This window comes from Roseomonas sp. 18066 (assembly GCF_902706185.1).
Classification (GTDB): Bacteria; Pseudomonadota; Alphaproteobacteria; order Acetobacterales; family Acetobacteraceae; genus Pseudoroseomonas.
The window spans coordinates 38847-57004 of the sequence record NZ_CACSJM010000018.1 but is presented as its reverse complement, the minus strand read 5'-3'; the positions used below and the strand labels follow the sequence as shown (position 1 = coordinate 57004).

Annotated in this window: 18 protein-coding genes; 9 read left to right on the top strand and 9 right to left on the bottom strand. The window is 72.3% G+C overall.

The features are described from left to right. Positions 1-32: 32 nt before the first annotated feature. Together dxs and GVN67_RS06005 are read left to right on the top strand one after the other, a co-directional pair. Positions 33-1955, top strand: coding sequence for a 1-deoxy-D-xylulose-5-phosphate synthase (gene dxs, locus GVN67_RS06010; protein WP_235034975.1), 1923 nt, complete (start codon positions 33-35; stop codon positions 1953-1955). A 287-nt stretch (positions 1956-2242) separates the two neighbouring features. Further along, positions 2243-2980, top strand: coding sequence for a TlyA family RNA methyltransferase (locus tag GVN67_RS06005; RefSeq protein WP_159993809.1), 738 nt, complete (start codon positions 2243-2245; stop codon positions 2978-2980). Between the two features lie 16 nt (positions 2981-2996). Here GVN67_RS06005 and GVN67_RS06000 read toward each other — a convergent pair whose 3' ends face one another. The 4 genes from GVN67_RS06000 to GVN67_RS30320 all read right to left on the bottom strand — a co-directional run bounded on the left by GVN67_RS06000 (position 2997) and on the right by GVN67_RS30320 (position 6253). Continuing rightward, positions 2997-3140 (bottom strand): peptide chain release factor 1, encoded by a 144-nt coding sequence (locus tag GVN67_RS06000; RefSeq protein ID WP_159993807.1) that lies wholly within the window; start codon positions 3138-3140, stop codon positions 2997-2999. Between the two features lie 153 nt (positions 3141-3293). Further along, a complete protein-coding gene (locus GVN67_RS05995) occupies positions 3294-4520 on the bottom strand; it encodes a hypothetical protein (RefSeq protein ID WP_159993805.1) in 1227 nt (408 codons plus the stop codon). A 95-nt stretch (positions 4521-4615) separates the two neighbouring features. Then, a complete protein-coding gene (gene aroC / locus GVN67_RS05990) occupies positions 4616-5722 on the bottom strand; it encodes a chorismate synthase (RefSeq protein ID WP_159993803.1) in 1107 nt (368 codons plus the stop codon). Positions 5723-6049: 327 nt separating this feature from the next. Beyond that, the gene (locus tag GVN67_RS30320) at positions 6050-6253 is read right to left on the bottom strand and encodes a DUF1127 domain-containing protein (RefSeq protein ID WP_255430373.1); all 204 of its coding nucleotides are present in this window, start codon (positions 6251-6253) and stop codon (positions 6050-6052) included. A gap of 92 nt (positions 6254-6345) precedes the next feature. On the opposite strand from GVN67_RS30320, the gene GVN67_RS05980 reads away from it, so the two are divergent. Both GVN67_RS05980 and GVN67_RS05975 read left to right on the top strand, forming a co-directional pair. Beyond that, complete coding sequence (locus GVN67_RS05980; RefSeq protein WP_159993799.1) at positions 6346-7710, top strand: PLP-dependent aminotransferase family protein; 1365 nt, start codon at positions 6346-6348, stop codon at positions 7708-7710. A gap of 47 nt (positions 7711-7757) precedes the next feature. Further along, complete coding sequence (locus GVN67_RS05975) at positions 7758-8654, top strand: ROK family protein (protein WP_159993797.1); 897 nt, start codon at positions 7758-7760, stop codon at positions 8652-8654. Positions 8655-8658: 4 nt separating this feature from the next. Here the strand turns inward: GVN67_RS05975 and GVN67_RS05970 are convergent, their stop codons facing one another. Together GVN67_RS05970 and GVN67_RS05965 are read right to left on the bottom strand one after the other, a co-directional pair. Further along, positions 8659-9009 (bottom strand): hypothetical protein, encoded by a 351-nt coding sequence (locus tag GVN67_RS05970; protein WP_159993795.1) that lies wholly within the window; start codon positions 9007-9009, stop codon positions 8659-8661. An 81-nt stretch (positions 9010-9090) separates the two neighbouring features. Beyond that, the gene (locus tag GVN67_RS05965; protein WP_159993793.1) at positions 9091-10425 is read right to left on the bottom strand and encodes an MFS transporter; all 1335 of its coding nucleotides are present in this window, start codon (positions 10423-10425) and stop codon (positions 9091-9093) included. 76 nt (positions 10426-10501) lie between these two features. Between GVN67_RS05965 and GVN67_RS05960 the strand changes: the two genes are divergently transcribed. Next, complete coding sequence (locus GVN67_RS05960) at positions 10502-11356, top strand: LysR family transcriptional regulator (protein WP_159993791.1); 855 nt, start codon at positions 10502-10504, stop codon at positions 11354-11356. Here the strand turns inward: GVN67_RS05960 and GVN67_RS05955 are convergent. Next, positions 11353-11628, bottom strand: a complete 276-nt coding sequence (locus GVN67_RS05955; RefSeq protein WP_159993789.1) for a Nif11 family protein — start codon at positions 11626-11628, stop codon at positions 11353-11355. The genes GVN67_RS05960 and GVN67_RS05955 overlap by 4 nt on opposite strands. Before the next feature lie 107 nt (positions 11629-11735). Here GVN67_RS05955 and GVN67_RS05950 point away from each other — a divergent pair, with 107 nt between their 5' ends. Continuing rightward, positions 11736-12992 (top strand): DNA polymerase IV, encoded by a 1257-nt coding sequence (locus GVN67_RS05950; RefSeq protein WP_159993787.1) that lies wholly within the window; start codon positions 11736-11738, stop codon positions 12990-12992. Positions 12993-12995: 3 nt separating this feature from the next. Here the strand turns inward: GVN67_RS05950 and GVN67_RS05945 are convergent, their stop codons facing one another. Further along, positions 12996-13685: a hypothetical protein gene (locus GVN67_RS05945; RefSeq protein ID WP_159993785.1), complete on the bottom strand. Its 690-nt coding sequence runs from the start codon at positions 13683-13685 to the stop codon at positions 12996-12998. 216 nt (positions 13686-13901) lie between these two features. Here GVN67_RS05945 and kdgD point away from each other — a divergent pair, with 216 nt between their 5' ends. After that, complete coding sequence (gene kdgD / locus GVN67_RS05940) at positions 13902-14837, top strand: 5-dehydro-4-deoxyglucarate dehydratase (RefSeq protein ID WP_159993783.1); 936 nt, start codon at positions 13902-13904, stop codon at positions 14835-14837. Between the two features lie 44 nt (positions 14838-14881). On the opposite strand, the gene GVN67_RS05935 is transcribed toward kdgD, so the two are convergent. Continuing rightward, positions 14882-15640, bottom strand: a complete 759-nt coding sequence (locus GVN67_RS05935) for an HpcH/HpaI aldolase/citrate lyase family protein (RefSeq protein ID WP_159993781.1) — start codon at positions 15638-15640, stop codon at positions 14882-14884. 145 nt (positions 15641-15785) lie between these two features. Here GVN67_RS05935 and GVN67_RS05930 point away from each other — a divergent pair, with 145 nt between their 5' ends. Then, complete coding sequence (locus GVN67_RS05930; protein WP_159993779.1) at positions 15786-16670, top strand: dimethylarginine dimethylaminohydrolase family protein; 885 nt, start codon at positions 15786-15788, stop codon at positions 16668-16670. Further along, on the top strand, positions 16667-18055 hold the full coding sequence (locus GVN67_RS05925; protein WP_159993777.1) for an FAD-binding oxidoreductase: 1389 nt from the start codon (positions 16667-16669) through the stop codon (positions 18053-18055). The genes GVN67_RS05930 and GVN67_RS05925 overlap by 4 nt, the downstream gene beginning before the upstream one ends. Positions 18056-18158 lie beyond the last annotated feature (103 nt).

The window sequence follows — 18158 nt, the reverse complement described above, 5'->3', positions numbered from 1 at the left end:
GGACCCCCCCCGCCCCGCCGCCCGCGACGCCGTTGCTCGACCGCGTCCGCGTGCCCGGCGACATGCGCAACTTCTCCAGCGACCAGCTCAAGCAGGTCGCCGAGGAGCTGCGCGCCGAGACCATCCATGCGGTCAGCCAGACCGGTGGCCATCTGGGCGCGAGCCTGGGCGTGGTCGAGCTGACGGTGGCGATCCATGCCGTCTTCGACACGCCGCGCGACCGGCTGCTGTGGGATGTCGGCCATCAGACCTACCCTCACAAGATCCTGACCGGCCGGCGCGACCGCATCCGCACCCTGCGCCAGGGCGGCGGCCTGTCCGGCTTCACCCGCCGCAGCGAGAGCGAATACGACCCCTTCGGCGCGGCGCATTCCTCGACCTCGATCTCGGCCGGCCTGGGCATGGCGGTGGCGCGCGACCTGAAGCGCGCCATTCCCGGCGAGCCCGGCGACGACCGCAATGTCATCGCGGTGATCGGCGACGGCGCGATGAGCGCCGGCATGGCCTATGAGGCGATGAACAACGCCGGCGCCATGCGCTCCCGCCTGATCGTGGTGCTGAACGACAACGACATGTCGATCGCGCCGCCGGTCGGCGCCATGTCGGCCTACCTGTCGCGCCTGATCTCCTCCCGCCCCTTCCTGGGGCTGCGGGAGATGATGGCGAAGCTGGCGCGCCGCTTCCCGGCGCCGCTGGAACGCGCCGCCCGCCGCGCCGACGAATATGCCCGCGGCCTGCTGACCGGCGGCACGCTGTTCGAGGAGCTGGGCTTCTACTACGTCGGCCCGATCGACGGCCACAGCCTGGACCACCTGCTGCCGGTGCTGCGCAACCTGCGCGATGCCGAGGACGGCGCGCCGATCCTGCTGCATGTCGTGACGCAGAAGGGCAAGGGCTACGCCCCCGCCGAGGCCAGCGCCGACAAGTACCACGCCGTCTCGAAGTTCAACGTGGTCACCGGCACCCAGGCCAAGGCGCCGCCGGGCCCGCCGACCTACACCAAGGTCTTCTCCCAGGCGCTGATCGCCGAGGCCGAGGCCGACCCGCGCATCGTCGCGGTGACCGCCGCCATGCCCTCCGGCACCGGGCTCGACGCCTTCCAGAAGCGCTTTCCCAAGCGCACTTTCGACGTCGGCATCGCCGAGCAGCATGCGGTGACCTTCGCCGCCGGCATGGCGACCGAAGGCATCAAGCCCTTTGTCGCCATCTACTCGACCTTCTTGCAGCGCGCCTACGACCAGGTCATCCACGACGTGGCGCTCCAAAAACTGCCGGTGCGCTTCATCCTGGACCGCGCCGGGCTGGTCGGCGCCGACGGCGCCACCCATGCCGGCGCCTATGACATCGCCTATCTGGGCTGCATCCCGGAGATGGTGCTGATGGCCTCCGCCGACGAGGTGGAGCTGGCGCATATGGTCGCCACCTGCGCCGCCTATGACGAAGGCCCGACCGCGCTGCGCTTCCCGCGCGGCGAAGGCTTCGGCCTGGTGCCCGTCCCCGCCCGCGGCACGCCGCTGGAGATCGGCCGCGGCCGCGTCCTGCGCGAGGGCAGCAGTGTCGCCATCCTCAGCTACGGCGCCCGCCTGCAGGAATGCCTGAAGGCGGCCGACGAGCTCGCCGCCCGCGGCCTGTCCTGCACCGTGGCCGATGCCCGCTTCGCCAAGCCGCTGGACACGAAGCTGGTCGAGCAGCTGGCCCGCGACCACGCGGTGATGATCACCATCGAGGAAGGCTCGGTCGGCGGCTTCGGCTCGCTGGTGATGCAGCACCTGGCCTGGCAGGGCCTGCTGGATGGCGGGCTGAAGTTCCGCCCGATGGTGCTGCCCGACGTGTTCACGGACCATGACTCGCCGAAAGTGCAGTACGACCAGGTCGGCCTGTCGGCGGCGTCCATCGCGGCGCATGCGGTGGCGGCGCTGGGGGCAGGCAACTCAGTGCAGCCAGCAAGGGCCTGACAGAGAAGACAGGGCAGGCCAGGGGAATGAATTCCCCTTTTCTTTCAGACTGCTGTGTCCACGTGGGGACAGCATGTGGTCCGGCCCCGCGCAGCGCGACCTGCGGGCGAGCGCCGGTTTTATAAAAATGCGTCCCGCCGTGATGCCCGGGCGACGGCGCCGGTATGGCGCAGGTCCTCGAACGGCCGGTGATCAGAAAAAAGATGGGCGCAAACGTATACGTTTGCGGGGGGAATTCATTCCCCCAGCCTGCCCCCTGGTCCTTCTCCTGAAAGAGCCTTCTCAAGATGCCCAAGCAGCGTGCCGATGTTGCTCTTGTCGATCGTGGCCTGGTCGAGACCCGGGCCAAGGCGCAGGCGCTGATCATGGCGGGCAAGGTGTTTTCCAACACGAAGCGCGTCGACAAGCCCGGGCAGCCGGTGTCCGAGGACACGCCGCTGGAGGTGAAGGGCCAGGAGCATCCCTGGGTCAGCCGCGGCGGCATGAAGCTGAGCCATGCGCTCGACTTCTTCGGGCTGGATCCGGCGGGGCGGGTGGGCGTGGATGTGGGCGCCTCGACGGGCGGCTTCACCGACGTGCTGCTGCATCATGGGGCCAGCCGGGTCTACGCCGTCGATGTCGGGCATGGGCAGCTGGCCTGGAAGCTGCGCAGCGACGACCGGGTGGTGGTGCTGGAGAAGACCAATGCCCGCCGGCTGGATGCCACCCAGGTGCCCGAGGCGCCGGGGGTGGTGGTGTGCGATGCCAGCTTCATCGGGCTGGCCACCGTGCTGCCGGCGGCGCTGGATCTGGCCGCCCCTGGCGCCTGGGCGGTGGCGCTGATCAAGCCGCAATTCGAGGCCGGGCCGGAGAAGGTGGGGAAGGGCGGCGTGGTGCGCGACCCGGCGGTGCACCAGGAGGTCTGCGACCGCGTGCAGGCCTGGTGGTCCGGCCTGCCGGGCTGGACCGTGCTGGGGGTGGAGGCCAGCCCCATCCTGGGGCCTGAAGGGAACCGGGAGTTCCTGATCGGCGCGCGGAAGGCCTGAGTCAGGCAAACCTGAGTCAGGCCGCCCGCGGCGCCGCCTTGCTGGCGCCCGAGATCTCGTGCAGCAGCGACCACACGCGGTGCGGATCCATCTGCACCTCGGGATCGTTCAGCAGCCGGTCGAGTTCCAGCAGCTTGGCTTCCATTTCACGCTCAGACATCTTCAGACGACCCTGCCGCAGCGGTTGTGGACAACGTTGCAACGCAGCATGCAGGCGAAAGTGGCAGGGTTGCGACGAAACTTTGCCGTCAGAAAGGATTCACACGGCTCACGTTTCGTTCATTCGCGAAAGCCGTTTCTCGCCGGTTGCGCCTCAGGTGAAGGAGGCGATGGCAGCTTGCAGACCGGGTATCCCGGCGGCCGGATGGGCCTGGTTGCGGAAGCGCAGCTCGCCCTGCTCGGCGGCGTCCGGCGGCGTCAGGCCGAACAGCTCGAATCGGCTGCTGCAGGCGGCGGCGGCCAGGCGGGCGGCGGCGGGCGTGGTGAAGAAGCGGCGCACCGCGCCCTCCAGCTCCAGCGTGTCGCGCAGGCCGCGCCACTCGGCCCGCTCCACCTCCTCCAGGAAGATCGAGACGATGCCGGGATGCTCGCCGGTCAGCCGGGTGGTGGCGGCCTCGGCCAGGTGGCGGACGACGGTGGCGGCCAGGGCGTTCTCGCGCCCGGCATGGGCGGCCATGACGAAGACGCTGCCGCCGGCCGGGTCGCCGGTCACCGCCAGATGGGCGTCGGGGCCGAACATTTCTCTCAGCCGGCTGGGCAGGACGGCGCTGGCGGCGCGGACGCCGGCCAGCGTCAGCGGGTCGAGCTTCAGGATGGCGGCCTCGGAGGCGTCCTGGCGGCGCTCGCTGGCCAGCAGGCTGCTGACCTGGCGCTGCAGGCTGTCGCGCTCGGCCGGGCTCTGGATGCCCTCGGGCAGGGTCATCTTCAGCAGGTAGCGGCCGGGATGCGCGGCCAGCCAGGTCTGCAGGTCGGGGTTGATGCCGTCGACCAGCGCGAACCAGTCGCCGCGCGGCATATGGCGGCCTTCCTCGGCCGAGACGGTGCGGCAGGCGAGCTCCGCCACCGCCCCGTCGCGCTCCAGCCGCAGGTCATAGGGCGCCTCCTCCGCGAGGCCGGCGAAATGCACCTCGAAGCCACGGGCGCGCTGCCGGCTGGCTTCGCGCAGCAGGTGGAAGACCGGGATCAGCGTGGCCTGGCCGGTCAGCCCGTCCAGCAGCCGGGCCCGCAGCCGGGCGCGGGGAAGCTCGGGCAGGGTGTCGGACAGCCGCACGGCCTCCCGCGCCAGGGCCAGCACCTGGGCCTCGGCCGGGGTCATGCGCGGCGTCTGGCGAGGGTCGGCCAGGCGGGCCAGCAGCAGCTCCAGCGCGTGGCGCTGCTGCGCGGCGCGCCCCTGCCAGGAACGCGGCCGGGCGTGGCGGGCCAGGTCGGCCATGCGGTGGCGCCAGGCGGCCTCCCCGGCGAGCGCCAGGAAGCCGCGGGCGCAGGCGGTGCCTTCCTCCGCGGCGGCGGCAGGGGCGGGGGGGGAGGTGTCCAGGAACATCAAGGCGGCGCCTCGCGCTGATCGCGCTCCAGCCTATCCAGACGCCTCAAGAATTAGTCAAGTTTGCTGCATCTGCGAAGCGCGGGGCCGCCCGATCAATTCCGCGGCAGGCGGGGGCGCAGCGGCGCGTCCGGGTTCTGTGCGCGCTGGCGCAGCAGGTGGTCGGCCAGCACGCAGGCCAGCATCGCCTCGCCCACCGGCACGGCGCGGATGCCGACGCAGGGGTCGTGGCGGCCCTTGGTCAGCACCTCCACGTCGTCGCCGAAGCGGTCGACCGACTGCCGCGGCACCAGGATCGAGGAGGTCGGCTTCACCGCGAAGCGCGCCACCACCGGCTGGCCGGTGGAAATGCCGCCCAGCACGCCGCCGGCATGGTTGGACAGGAATTCGACCTCGCCATCGGCGCCCATGCGCATCTCGTCGGCATTGCCCTCGCCGTCGAGCGCGGCCGACGCGAAACCCTCGCCGATCTCGACGCCTTTGACCGCGTTGATGCTCATCAGCGCGGCGGCCAGATCCGCATCCAGCTTGCCGTAGAGCGGCGCGCCCAGGCCCACGGGCACGCCCTCGGCCACCAGCTCCACCACCGCGCCCAGGCTGCTGCCGGCCTTGCGGGTGGCGGCGAGTTTTTCCTCCCAGGCCGCGACGGCGCCCGGGTCCGGACAGAAGAAAGGATTCTCGTCGACCGTCGCCCAGTCGAAGCGGGCGCGGTCGATGCCGAGCGGCCCCATCGACACCATGGCGCCGCGGATCACCACGCCGGTGCCCAGCACCTTGCGGGCGATGGCGCCGGCGGCGACGCGCACCGCCGTCTCCCGCGCGCTGGACCGGCCGCCGCCGCGATAGTCGCGCACGCCGTATTTCAGGTGATAGGCCAGGTCGGCATGGCCGGGCCGGAAGCGGTCCTTGATGTCGCCATAGTCGCGCGAGCGCTGGTCGGTGTTCTCGATGATGAAGCTGATCGGTGTGCCGGTGGTCAGCCCCTCGAAAACGCCGGACAGCAGCCGGACCTCGTCGGCCTCCTGCCGCTGCGTCACGAACTTGCTCTGGCCGGGGCGGCGCTTGTCCAGGAAGGGCTGGATATCGGCCTCGGTCAGCGCGATGCCGGCCGGGCAGCCATCGACCACGCCGCCGATCGCCGGGCCATGGCTTTCGCCCCAGCTGGTGACGCGGAAGAGATGGCCGAAGCTGTTATGCGACATGGGAAAGGTCACCGGCGGCGGGAATGGGGCGCCGGTTATGCTTGATGGCGGGGGAAAAGGCCAATCCAAGGGCCAAGTGTAGGCCAGGGGAATGAATTCCCCTGGACCCCATCTTTTTTCTGGCCACCGGCCATGGCGGGACCACCGCTTCACGGCGCCGTCGCCCGGGCATCGCGGCAGGACGCCCCACAGGGAAACAGCGCGGCTCCGAAGGTCGCGCTGCTGCTGGGCCGTTTCGCGTCCTGTCGCCACGTGGACGCGGCAGCCACCCCAGAAGGAAGAAGGGGGTCTGGGGGAATTCATTCCCCCAGCCTTTGCCTGCCTTGCTTACTCCCAGAAGGCCTTCCTCGCCTCGACCGCCGCGTCATGCGGCGTCAGCCCGATGTCGCGCAGCCGCTCCGGCGGCAGCTCCGACAGCCAGGCGCGGCTGGCGGCGCGGCGGTGCCAGCGCATCAGGGTCGCCCACAGGCCGGGCCGCGCGGGCTGCGCCGCCAGATTGATCCGATCGATCCGGAATATTGCTCCGAGCATTGCCGCCTGATCCTGGTGTTTCGCGGCGCAATCCATGACACGCATCCAGATTTCGCTTCAAGCGAAGCATTGCTCTCGGTACAATAATCTGCATGACCGATTTCCGCGACCTGGCCGATGGCCTGATTGCCGAGCTCACCGCCGACCTGGCCGCCGGCCGCCGCCGTCCCGGTGAGCGCCTGTCGCCCAGCCGCGACTATGCGCATGCCCGCGGCATCGCCCCTTCCACCGCCAGCCGCGTCTATGCCGAGCTGGTGCGGCGCGGCGTGGCGGTGGGCGAGGTCGGGCGCGGCACCTTCCTGCGCGCCGGCGCCATGTCGCTGCCCGGCCTGCCGGCGCGGGAGGTCGAGCCGGATGGCGTGGTCGACCTGGAGGTCAATTTCTCCGTCCTGGCCGGGCAGGAGGCGCTGCTGGCCCCCGGCCTGGCGCGGCTGGCCGATCCGGCGGCGCTGCACGAGGCGCTGCAGCGCGGCGAGGCGCGCGGCACCCAGGCCGCGCGGCGGGCCGTCGCCGGCCTGCTGGCGCGCGACGGCTGGGCGCCGGAGGCCGAGAGCCTGCTTTTCGCCGGGCGCGGGCAGCAGGCCCTGGCCGCGACCTTCGCCGCCCTGCTGCGCCCCGGCGACCGGCTGGGGATGGAGGCGATGACCTATCCGCTGGCCAAGGGCATTGCGCTGCGCCTCGGCCTGCTGCCGCAGCCGATCGCCATGGACGAGCAGGGCTTGCGCCCCGACGCCGTGCTGGCGGCGCACCGGGCGCATCCCTTCCCGCTGCTCTATCTGCAGAGCGAGCTGCACAACCCGCTGGGCCACGGCATGCCGCCCGCGCGCCGGGCGGAGCTGGCTGCGGTGCTGCGCCAGCTCGACATCCTGGCGGTGGAGGATGCGGTCTATGGCTTCCTCGCCCCCGACGCGCCGCCGCCGCTGGCCGCGCATGCGCCGGAACGGGTGGTGCTGGTCGACAGCCTGTCGAAGCGGGTGGCGCCGGGGCTGACGCTCGGCTTCCTGGTGGCGCCGCCGGCGCTGCGGCACCGGCTGGCGGCCTCGCTGCGGCTGGGCGGCTGGACCGCGGGCAGCTTCGTGCTCGCCGTCGCCACCGCCTGGATGGAGGATGGCAGCATCCACGAATTGCAGCGCCGCAAGCAGGCCGATGCGGCGGCGCGCAACGCGCTGGTGCGGCAGGTGCTGGGCGGCGCCGGCCTGGCGCTGCAGGGCGACCCGCGCGCCTATCACCTGTGGCTGACGCTGCCCGGGCATTGGCGGGCGGAGACCTTCGTCGCGGCGGCGGCGCGGCGGCGCATCGCGGTCTCGCCGGCGGCGGAATTCGCCGTGGTGCCGGGGCATGCGCCGGATGCGGTGCGCCTCGCCTTGGCCTCGCCGGCCGAGGCGGCGCTGCGCCCGGCGCTGGAGCTGCTGCGCGACCTGGCGCTGGCCGGGCCGGAGACCGGCGCCATCGGCTGACGCGCCCCCCTTGCCGGCGGGCAGCCGCGGCGGCAGTGTCCGGCGCCATGCGCATCGGCATCGATCTCGGCGGCACCAAGACGGAAATCGTGGCTCTCGACGACGGGGGCGCGGTGCGGCTGCGCCGCCGCATCCCGACGCCGGGCGATTATGACGGCATCATCGCCGGCATGGCCGGGCTGGTGGAGGGTGCCGCCTCCGAGCTCGGCGCGACGCTGCCGCGGCTCGGCATCGGCATTCCCGGCAGCCTGAGCCCGGCCTCCGGGCTGGTGCGCAACGCCAACACGCAATGCCTGAACGGCCGGGCGCTGGACCGCGACCTGGCGGCGCGGCTCGGCCGTGACGTGCGCGTCTCCAACGACGCCAATTGCCTGGCCCTGTCGGAGGCGGCGGATGGCGCCGGCGCCGGATATGGCACGGTCTTCGCGGTGATCCTGGGCACCGGGGTCGGCGCCGGGCTGGTGGTGCAGGGCCGGCTGATCGAGGGGCTGAACCGCGTCGCCGGCGAATGGGGCCACACGCCGCTGCCCTGGTCGACGCCGGGCGAGGAGCATCCCGGCCCGCGCTGCTGGTGCGGGCTGCACGGTTGCCTCGAGACCTTCCTCTGCGGCCCGGCGCTGGCCGCCGACTGGAAGGGCGAGGGCCATCGCGACGCCGGCGGCATCGAGGACGCCGCGGCTGCCGGCGACACGCGCGCGGCGGCGGCGCTGGAGCGCCATGCCTCGCGGCTGGCGCGGGCGCTCGCGGCGACGGCCAATCTGCTGGACCCGGATGTCGTCGTGCTGGGCGGCGGGCTGTCCAACCTGCGCGGGATCTACGCGGCAGTGCCCGCCCTGCTGCCCCGCTACGTCTTCGGCGATGTCGCGCGGATCAACCTGGTCCCCGCGCGGCACGGCGATTCCTCCGGCGTCTTCGGCGCGGCGCGCCTCTGGGACGCCGGCTGACCCTTCAGGCCAGGGCGGCCTCCAGCTCGGTGGCCAGCACCTGCGCGGCGGCGAGCGGGCTGTAGCCGATATTGACGTGGCGGATGCTGCGGTCCGGGTGGCGCACCAGGGTGACCACGGCCTCCAGCACGGCGCCGCTTTTCAGGCGGGGGGCGTAGACCACGAAGTCATGGTCGCCCTGGCCGCCGCGGAAGCTGACCTCGGTGCCGGCATAGAGGCCGACCAGCGCCTGGATGGTGCGGATGACGCCGTCCGCGCCCTGCACCGGGGCCTGCAGCACGGTCATGGTCAGCGTGGCGTCCGGCGCCAGCTCCTGCAGGAAGGCGGGGCCGGCGGGTTTCTGGGCAGAGCTCATCAGGCAGGTTCCCTCTTCGGAGGCAGGAGTGTGCCGCCTTCCTGGCGCAAGCGGCAGCCGCAGCGGACCAGAAAGATGCAATTAGCCGCGGTGATGGTCGGGCGGCAGGCCGCGCCAGGCCAACAGCGCCGCGCTCGCGAAGCCCAGCGCGGTCAGCCCCGCCGCCAGCGGTGCCGCCGTGGCCATCGCCCCGGGGATGGCGATGCCCAGCACGCCGCCGGCCTGGCGCGCGGCGTTGAGGATGCCGGCGGCCAGGCCACGCCGCGCCTCGGGCACCGCGGCCAGGGCGGTCGCGGTCAGCGGCGCCACCATCACCCCGCCGCCCAGCCCGACCAGCGCCGCGCCCAGCCCGGTCACGCTAAGCGGGGCGTGGCTTGCCAGGGCGACGGCGATCACCGCCGCCCCCGTCGCCGCCAGCGCCAGGCCGGCGGCGATGGGCCAGCGCCGGCCCCAGCGGCGCATCGCCGCGGCGGCCAGGAAGGCGGCGACGGCGCAGGACAGGCTGAGCGGCAGCAGCAGCAGTCCGAAGCCGGCCGGGGACAGCCGCCCGCTCTCCTGCAGCACGACCGACAGCAGGAACTGCAGCCCATAGAAAGAAAAATTGTAGAGCAGGCCGATGGCGACGGGCATCGCGAAGCCGGGCGCCTGGAACAGCGACAAGGGCAGCATGGCGGCCTCGGCGCGGGCGGCCTGGCGGCGCAGGAACAGCGCGCTGGCCAGCAGGCCGAGCGCCGCGGCGGCGAGGCTGCCTTCGATCAGCGCCGCGGCCAGCCCGGCCAGCGCCGCCACCGCCAGCGCCTGGCTCGTCAGGTCGAACCCCACGGCCCGCCCGGGGCGGTCGCGCGGCAGGTGGCGCAAGGTGAGACAAAGCGCGGCGGCGCCGAAGGGCAGGTTGATCCAGAAGACGGCGCGCCAGCCGGCCAGCTCGACCAGCGGCCCGCCCAGGCTGGGGCCGGCGACGAGCGCCAGGGCGGCGATGCCGCTCCAGGCGCCATAGGCGCGGCCGCGCAACGGCTCGGTGGGGAAGGCGCGCGGCAGCAGCGCCAGCGAGGCCGGCATCAGCAGCGCCGCGCCGATCCCCTTCAGCGTCCGCGCCGCCACCAGCGCCTCGATCGAGGGCGCCGCGGCGCAGCCGGCGGAGGCGGCGCAGAACAGCGCGATGCCGGCCAGGAAGACGCGGCGCGGCCCGTGCCGGTCGGCCAGGCTGCCGCCGGCCAGCAGCAGGCTGGCGAAGGCGAGCGTGTAGGCGTTCACCGCCCATTGCAGCCCGGCCGGGGAAGCGCCCAGGTTGCGGCCGATCGCCGGCACCGCCACCAGCGTCACCGTGGTGTCGACCAGCACCATGAAGAAGCCAAGCCCCAGCGCCGCCAAAGGTGCGACGAAAGGGACCGGCAGGGCTTTTGCGCAGGCGCTCATGCCGCCGGGTTTGACGGGGCGGCAGGCAGAAGAATACTTACTGGGTCACCACGCAGGAATAAGCCGGGCTGATGGCATGAATGTCTCGCATCTGCGCAGCCTGGTGGCGGTGGCCGAGGGCGGCAGCTTCACCGCCGCGGCCGCGGCGCTGGGGCTGACGCAATCCGGCGTCAGCCAGGCCATCGCCGGGCTGGAAGAGACGCTCGGCGTCACCCTGCTGCTGCGCCATGCCCGCGGCACCCGGCTGACCGCCGCCGGCGAGCGCATCGCGGGCCTGGCCGCCGAGGCCCTGGCGCAGATGGCGCGGATGCGCGCCGTCGCCGACGAGGCGCGCGGGCTATCCGGCGGCCGGCTGCGGCTGGCGAGCTTCCCCAGCGTCTTCGCCGCCTTGCTGCCCGGGCTGATCCGCCGCTTCGGCCAGCACCATCCCGGCATCGCGGTGACCCCGCTGGAGGCCGAGGACGAGGAGATCGAGGCCTGGCTGGCCGATGGCACCATCGATCTCGGCGTGGTGCTGAACCCGGCGCCGGGGCGGGCGGTGGCGATGCTGGGCGGCGACCTCTGGGTGCCGGTGGTGCCGGCGGGGCACCGGCTGGCACGGCGGCCGGTGGTCAGCCTGGCCGAGCTCGCCGCCGAGCCCTTCATCCTGGCCACCGGCGGCTGCCGCCTGACCGCCGCCACCCTGGCCGAGGAAGCCGGCACGCCGCTGCGCCAGGTGGTGGTGGAGGTGCGCGACTGGGCCAGCGCCTTCGCCATGCTGCGCGAGGGGATGGGGGTGTCGCTGGTGCCCGGCCTGACCCTGCCGGACAGCCTGCGCGGCCTGCGCGCCGGCACCCTGGCGCAGCCGGTCCGCCGCGACTTCGGCCTGGTGGCCAGCCCCGCGCGGCCGATGACCGCCGCGGCCCAGGCCTTCGTCGGCAGCCTGGGCTAGCCGGCCGCTTGCCCGCTGGGGAACAGCCCGCCGAAGATGCGGTGGAACAGCGCGGCGCCGCCACCCTGCAGCCGGTCCAGCGCGCTGTCCTCCAGCGGGCCTTCCTCGGGCAGGCCGGGCAGCAGGTCGCGCGCCTCGACCAGGTAGCCATGGCGGCGCATCAGCGCGGCGGCGGCCTCGGCATCGGCGGGGCGCGCCTCGGCCAGGGCGCGGCGGAGACCCTGGTCCTGGGCCAGGTCCTGGGCGAAGCGGGCGATCTCGGCGCGCGACATGGGAAACTCCGGGGCGGGGGCAAGCTCCAGCGGAGCCGGTGATTAATGTTTCTTATACGTATCGACAAAGCGCAAGGGGGGGCGTGCCGGGCTATGATCAACAGGCCATGACCGCGCTGTGCCGCGACTGCCTGCTCCACGAGGAAAGCCTGTCCGCCGCCTGCCCGCGCTGCGGCGGCCGCCGGGTGCTGCGCCATGCGGAGCTGGGGCGGCTGTCGATCGCCCATGTCGATTGCGACGCCTTCTTCGCCAGCGTCGAGAAGCGCGACCGGCCGGAGCTGCGCGCCCGCGCGGTGATCGTCGGCGGCGGCCGGCGCGGCGTGGTCTCGGCCTGCTGCTACCTGGCGCGGATCCGCGGCGTGCGCTCGGCGATGCCGATGTTCAAGGCGCTGGCGCTGTGCCCGGATGCGGTGGTGATCAAGCCGGACCTGGCGCGCTACAGCGCCGTCGGCCGCCAGATCCGCGCGCTGATGGAGGCGCTCACCCCGCTGGTGCAGCCGCTGTCGATCGACGAGGCGGTGCTGGACCTCTCCGGCACCGAAGGGCTGCACAAGGCGCCGCCGGCCGCGGTGCTGGCCGGATTCGCGCTGCGGGTCGAGAAGGAACTGGGCGTCACCGTCTCGGTCGGGCTGGCGGCGAACCGGCTGCTGGCGAAGCTCGCCGTCGAGCGCGACAAGCCGCGCGGCTTCGCGGTGATCGGCGCGGGGGAGGCGGCGGCGGTGCTGGCCGACGAGCCGGTCGGCGTGCTGCCCGGCATCGGCCCGGTGCAGGTGCGGCGGCTGCAGGCGCTGGGCTTCTTGACGCTGGGCCAGCTGCAGGGGCTGAGCCCGCGCGAGGCCGCCCAGCGGCTGGGGGAGGAAGGGCCGAAGCTCGCCGCCCGGGCGCGCGGCGAGGATGACCGGCCGGTGCGCCCGGGGCGGGAGGCGCGCTCGGTCAGCGCCGAGACCACCTTCGACCAGGACCTGTCCGAGATCGCCGCGCTGGAGGCGCCGCTGTGGCGGATGTGCGAGAAGCTGGCCCGCCGCCTGGCGGCGCAGCAGCTGGCCGCCGGCGGCGTGGTGCTGAAGCTGAAGACCGCCGGCTTCGCCATCCGCAGCCGGCATGCGCGGCTGGCCGCCCCCAGCCGGCTGCCCGACACGCTGTTCGCCGCCGTGCGGCCGCTGCTGGCGCGGGAGGCCGATGGCACCGCCTTCCGGCTGATCGGCATCGGGGCGCAGCCGCTGGTGCCCGGCGCCCAGGCGGATCAGGGCGACCTGGTCGATCCGGAGGCGCCGAAGCGCGCCGCGCGCTGGGCCGCGGTCGAGGCGCTGCGCGCCCGATTCGGCGACAAGGCGGTGATGCGCGGCCGCAGCCTCAGGAAGTAGTGGTCACCACTCCGAGCTGGCGCGCGGCCGGAAATAGGGCGGCGTGGTCATGGTCAGCCGCAGCTCCAGCTTCACGCCGTGCTCGGTGACCTGCAGGCTCTTGGCGGCGCTGGCCGGGATCGGGATGCCGGCGCCGATGCAATAGGCGATCAGCGTGGCGCCGAGGCCCGGGGTGTTCACCACCACCTCGCCGCTGCGGCCGCCGGGGCCGAATCGGAAGCGGACCGACTGGCTGTCGGTCAGCATCTCGGCGCTGGTGACATCCTCGATCGGCAGGCGCAGGCGGTCGCGGCCGCAATGGTGCAGCGCCTGGCACAGCAGGGTCGGGTGGAACAGCAGCACGCGGTGCTCGCGCAGCAGCGGCGGCTGGCGCGGCTCGGCCGGAATGCCGTTCAGCGGCACCGGCGGCGGCAGCGGCGGCGGCGCGGCGGTGGCGCGCGAATTGGCCAGGCCGGCGCCCTGGGTCATCCCGGGGCGGGCATTGGGATTGGGCAGGCTGGCGCCCTGGCGCAGCGGCCCGCCGGCCGCATTGGCCAGGCCGACCTGGTCCAGGCCGGGCGGCCGGGGCGGCGCCAGGGTCGCGACATCGGGGCCGGCGCTGCCGGCGGCAGCGTCGGAGCAGGCGGCGGCGTCGAGCGACAGCTCGGGGCCAAAGCCGGCAGACGCGGGGGCAGCCGCGTCATCGGTCGGCACGGCCCAGCGTCGCGGCCGGCCAGCGGGAGGGGCGGAGGGGAGGTCGGTCACGGCGAGCGGAGGCTCAACGGGGGATATAAATAACTTGTTAATTCGCGACAAAAGCCTCGGCAGTGGCTCGATCACTTCGCCGATAGACGTCGTGGGGCCAAGATGTATGATGACCTGACAGCCGGCGGGTTCTGCCGGCACCACGGCAGGAGGAGAAGAAGACCCATGCCCCTGATGACCCCGGACGAGATGGCGCAGAAGATCGGCAGCGGACTGCTGTCCTTCCCGGTGACGCATTTCAACGCCGCGCTGGGCTTCGACGAGGCGCCGTATCGCCAGCATGTTTCCTGGCTGCTGGAGCATGACCCGGCCGGGTTGTTCGCCGCCGGCGGCACCGGCGAGTTCTTCTCCCTGTCGCCGTCCGAGGTGTCGACCGTGGTGAAGGCGGCGGTGGCCGAGACGGCCGGCCGGGTGCCGGTGATCGCGCCCTGCGGCATGGCGACGCCGATCGCCCAGGAGCTGGCGCAGTCGGCCGAGGCGGCGGGCGCCGACGGGCTGCTGCTGCTGCCGAACTACCTGGTCAATTCGGAGCAGGCCGGCCTTGCCGCGCATATCGAGGCGGTGTGCCGCAGCACGAAGCTGGGCGTCATCGTCTACAACCGCGACAATGCGGTCCTGAACGAGGACACGCTGGCGCGGCTGTGCGACCGCAACCCGAACCTGGTCGGCTTCAAGGACGGCGTCGGCGATATCGAGCTGATGACGCGGGTCTATGCCCGGATGGGCGACCGGCTGACCTATGTCGGCGGCCTGCCCACCGCCGAGACGTTTGCTCTTCCGTATCTGGAGATGGGTGTCACCACCTATTCCTCGGCGATCTTCAACTTCGTGCCGGCCTTCGCCATGGATTTCTACAAGGCGGTGCGGCGTCACGACCGCGAGGCGGTGTATCAGGGCCTGCGCGACTTCGTGCTGCCCTATATCGGCATCCGCAACCGCAAGAAGGGCTATGCCGTGTCGATCGTGAAGGCGGGCTGCGCCGCCGTCGGTCGCCCGGCGGGCCCGGTGCGTGCGCCCCTGATCGACCTGGCCCCGGCCGAGCTGGCCGAGCTGGAGTCCCTGATCGCCGGCGTGTCCGGCGGCCTGCGGGCTGCTGCTTAACGAATGTGGGGGTCCGGGGGCATTCAATGCCCCCGGATTCTTGCTTAGCTTTTCGCGGTGGCGACGGCCGCACGCGCCGCCTGCAGCATCAGGCCCGAGTCGTTCAGGATGGTGACCAGCTTGAAGCCCATGCCGATCATGCGCTTGGCATAGGGCGCCGAGCCGTTGTGCAGCCCGACCGCCTGGTTGCGCTTGCCTGTCTCCTTGAGCAGGCGCTCGTAGATCTTAAGGATCTCCGGCTCCTCGCGATCGAGCTTCGGCGCCATGCCGAGCGACAGGCCGAGGTCGGAGGGCCCGACATAGATGCCGTCGACGCCCGGCGTGTCGAGGATGGCCTCGAGGTTGTCGAGGGCCTGCTTGGTCTCGATCATCGGCAGGACGGCGACGTCCTTGTTCGCCGTGTCGAAATAGGTGCCGGCCTCGCCGTAGATGCCGGCGCGGATCGGGCCGAAGGAGCGGGTGCCTTCGGGCGGGTAGCGGCAGGCGGAGACCAGGGCCGCGGCCTGCTCGGCGGTGTTGACCATCGGGCAGATGACGCCCATGGCGCCGGCATCCAGCACCTTGCCGATGATGCCCGGCTCGTTCCAGGGGACGCGGACCATGGGGGTCACGCCATGCGGCTGCATGCCCTGGAAGCAGGCGACGGCGGAGAGGTAGTCCTGGATGCCGTGCTGCATGTCGACGGTCAGGCTGTCGAAGCCGGACTGGGCCATGATCTCGGCGCTGAAGCCACTGGGGATGGCCAGCCAGCCATTGACCACGGCGCGACCCTGCGCCCAGGCCTCTTTGACCTTGTTCACCATTGTATTTCCATTTCCTCCAGACCGGCGGGAAGGAAACGCTATGCCTGTGTTCCAGGGGCGTCAACGCAAGGGCCGGCGGTTTTCCCGGGGCGGGGGGCGATCAGGACCCCTGGCTCCGCGCCGGGCGCGGGCGTAGTTTCGCGGCATGTCAAACTGGCGTGTCGCTTCCGAAACCGGGGTGCTCACCGAGGTGCTGGTCTGCCCGCCGGACCATTACCGCTGGATCCCCACCAACAGCATCGTCCGCCGGACCCTGTCCGAGGCGCGGCAGGGTCCGGCCTTGCCGCACCTCCAGGCGCAGCATGCCGAGCTGGTCGCGGCCCTGGAGCAGGGCGGCGCGCGGGTGCACCGGCTGACGCCGGCGCCGCACCTGCCCTACATGGTCTATACCCGCGACAGCGTGGTGGTGACGCATCGGGGGCCGGTTCTCTGTCAATTGGAACGCCCCCAGCGTCGCGGCGAGTATGCGACGCTGATCGACTTCCATGCCGGGCATGACAGCGCCTTCTGGCGCAAGTCGAGCGCCGGGACGCTGGAAGGCGGCGACATCCACATCATCCGCCCGGGCCTGGCGCTGATCGGCCATTCGGGCGGTCTCGAAGGGGGCGGGCGCACCGACGAGGCCGGCGCCGAGCAGCTGGCCGGCTGGCTGCGGGGCGAAGGCTGGGAGGTCCGGCTGCAGGCCTTCGACGAGCATTTCCTGCATCTGGACGTGCTGTTCTGCATGGCCGCCCCCGGCCTGGCCGTGGCCTGCACCGAGGTGCTGGACGACGATTTCCTGGCCTGGCTGAAGCAGCACGGCATCCGCTGCATCACCGTCTCCTACCGCGACGCCATGTCGCTGGGCTGCAACATCATCGCGCTGGGGCGCGACCGCGTCGTCTCGGCTGCCGGCAGCACCGCGCTGAACGCCGCGCTGCGCGCCGAGGGGCTGACCGTGCTCGACCCCGACCTGTCGCTGTTCACCCTGGGCGGTGGCGGCCCGCATTGCCTGACCTGCCCGCTGGCGCGGGAAGAGGAAACACCATGACCATCGACACCAACCCGCTCGACACCGTGCTGGCCGCGGCCCGCGCCTTCCTGGGCGACCGCCTGTCCACCAACGCCGCCATCCGCGAGCAGCATTCCAAGGGCGAGGACGCCAACCCGCCGGTGCTGCCCGACGCGGTGGCCTTCGTCGAGACCACCGAGGAAGTGTCGCGGCTGCTGGCGCTGTGCAACACGCATGGCATCGCCGTGACCCCCTTCGGCGCCGGCACCAGCCTGGAAGGCCATGTGGTCCCGGTGCAGCGCGGCATCAGCCTGGACCTGTCGCGCATGACCCAGGTGCTGGAGGTCAATGCCGAGGACATGGACTGCCTGGTCGAGCCGGGCGTCAGCCGCCACCAGCTGAACGACTATCTGCGCGACCAGGGGCTGTTCTTCCCGGTCGATCCCGGCAGCCATTGCAGCCTGGGCGGCATGGTGGCGACGCGGGCCAGCGGCACCAACGCCGTCCGCTACGGCACCATGCGCGAGGCGACGCTGGGGCTCGAGGTGGTGCTGGCCGATGGCCGCGTCATCCAGACCGGTGGCCGCACCCGCAAGTCGGCCAATGGCTACGACCTGACCCGGCTGTTCGTCGGCTCCGAGGGGACGCTGGGCGTCGTCACCAAGGTGCGGCTGCGGCTGCAGGGCATCCCGGAGGCGACCACCGCCGCGGTCTGCCAGTTCGACAGCCTGCAGGCCGCCGTCGAGACGGTGATCATGACCATGCAGGCCGGCATCCCGGTCGCCCGCATCGAGCTGGCGGATGCCGACCAGATGCGCGCCTCCATCGCCTATTCCAAGCTGGCCTTCGAGCCGATGCCGACGCTGTTCCTGGAATTCCACGGCAGCCCGAGCGCCGTGCGCGAGCAGGCCGAGGCGGTCGAGGCCCTGGCCAACGAGATGGGCGGCCGCGGCTTCGCCTGGGCCGAGGATGCCGAGGCGCGCGGCAAGCTGTGGAAGGCGCGGCACGACGCCTGGTGGGCGGCCAACGCGCTGTATCCGGGCTGCCGCGGCATCACCACCGATGTCTGCGTGCCGATCTCCCGCCTGGCCGAGGCCATCGTCCATGCCAAGGAGACGGCGGTGGAGATGGGCCAGAACACCTGCATCGTCGGCCATGTCGGCGACGGCAATTTCCACTGCGTCATCCTGTTCCCGAGCGACGACCCGACCGGGCTGGAGCGCGCCTGGGAGCTGGACCGCCGCATCGTCGCCCGCGGCCTGGCGCTGGGCGGCACCTGCTCGGGCGAGCATGGCATCGGCCTGGGCAAGCGCGAGTTCCTGGTCGAGGAGCATGGCGCCGAGGTGCTGGACGTGATGCGCGGGCTGAAGCACAGCCTGGATCCGAAGGGCATCCTCAACCCGGGCAAGCTGTTCTTCAACTGAGGCGCGAGGGCGTTGCGGGCCGGGAAAACCCCCGCAGCGCCTTCATTTTCCTGAAATTCTTTTAACCTGGCCAGGGCCGCGCCGGCCGTGATCAGCATGGCTG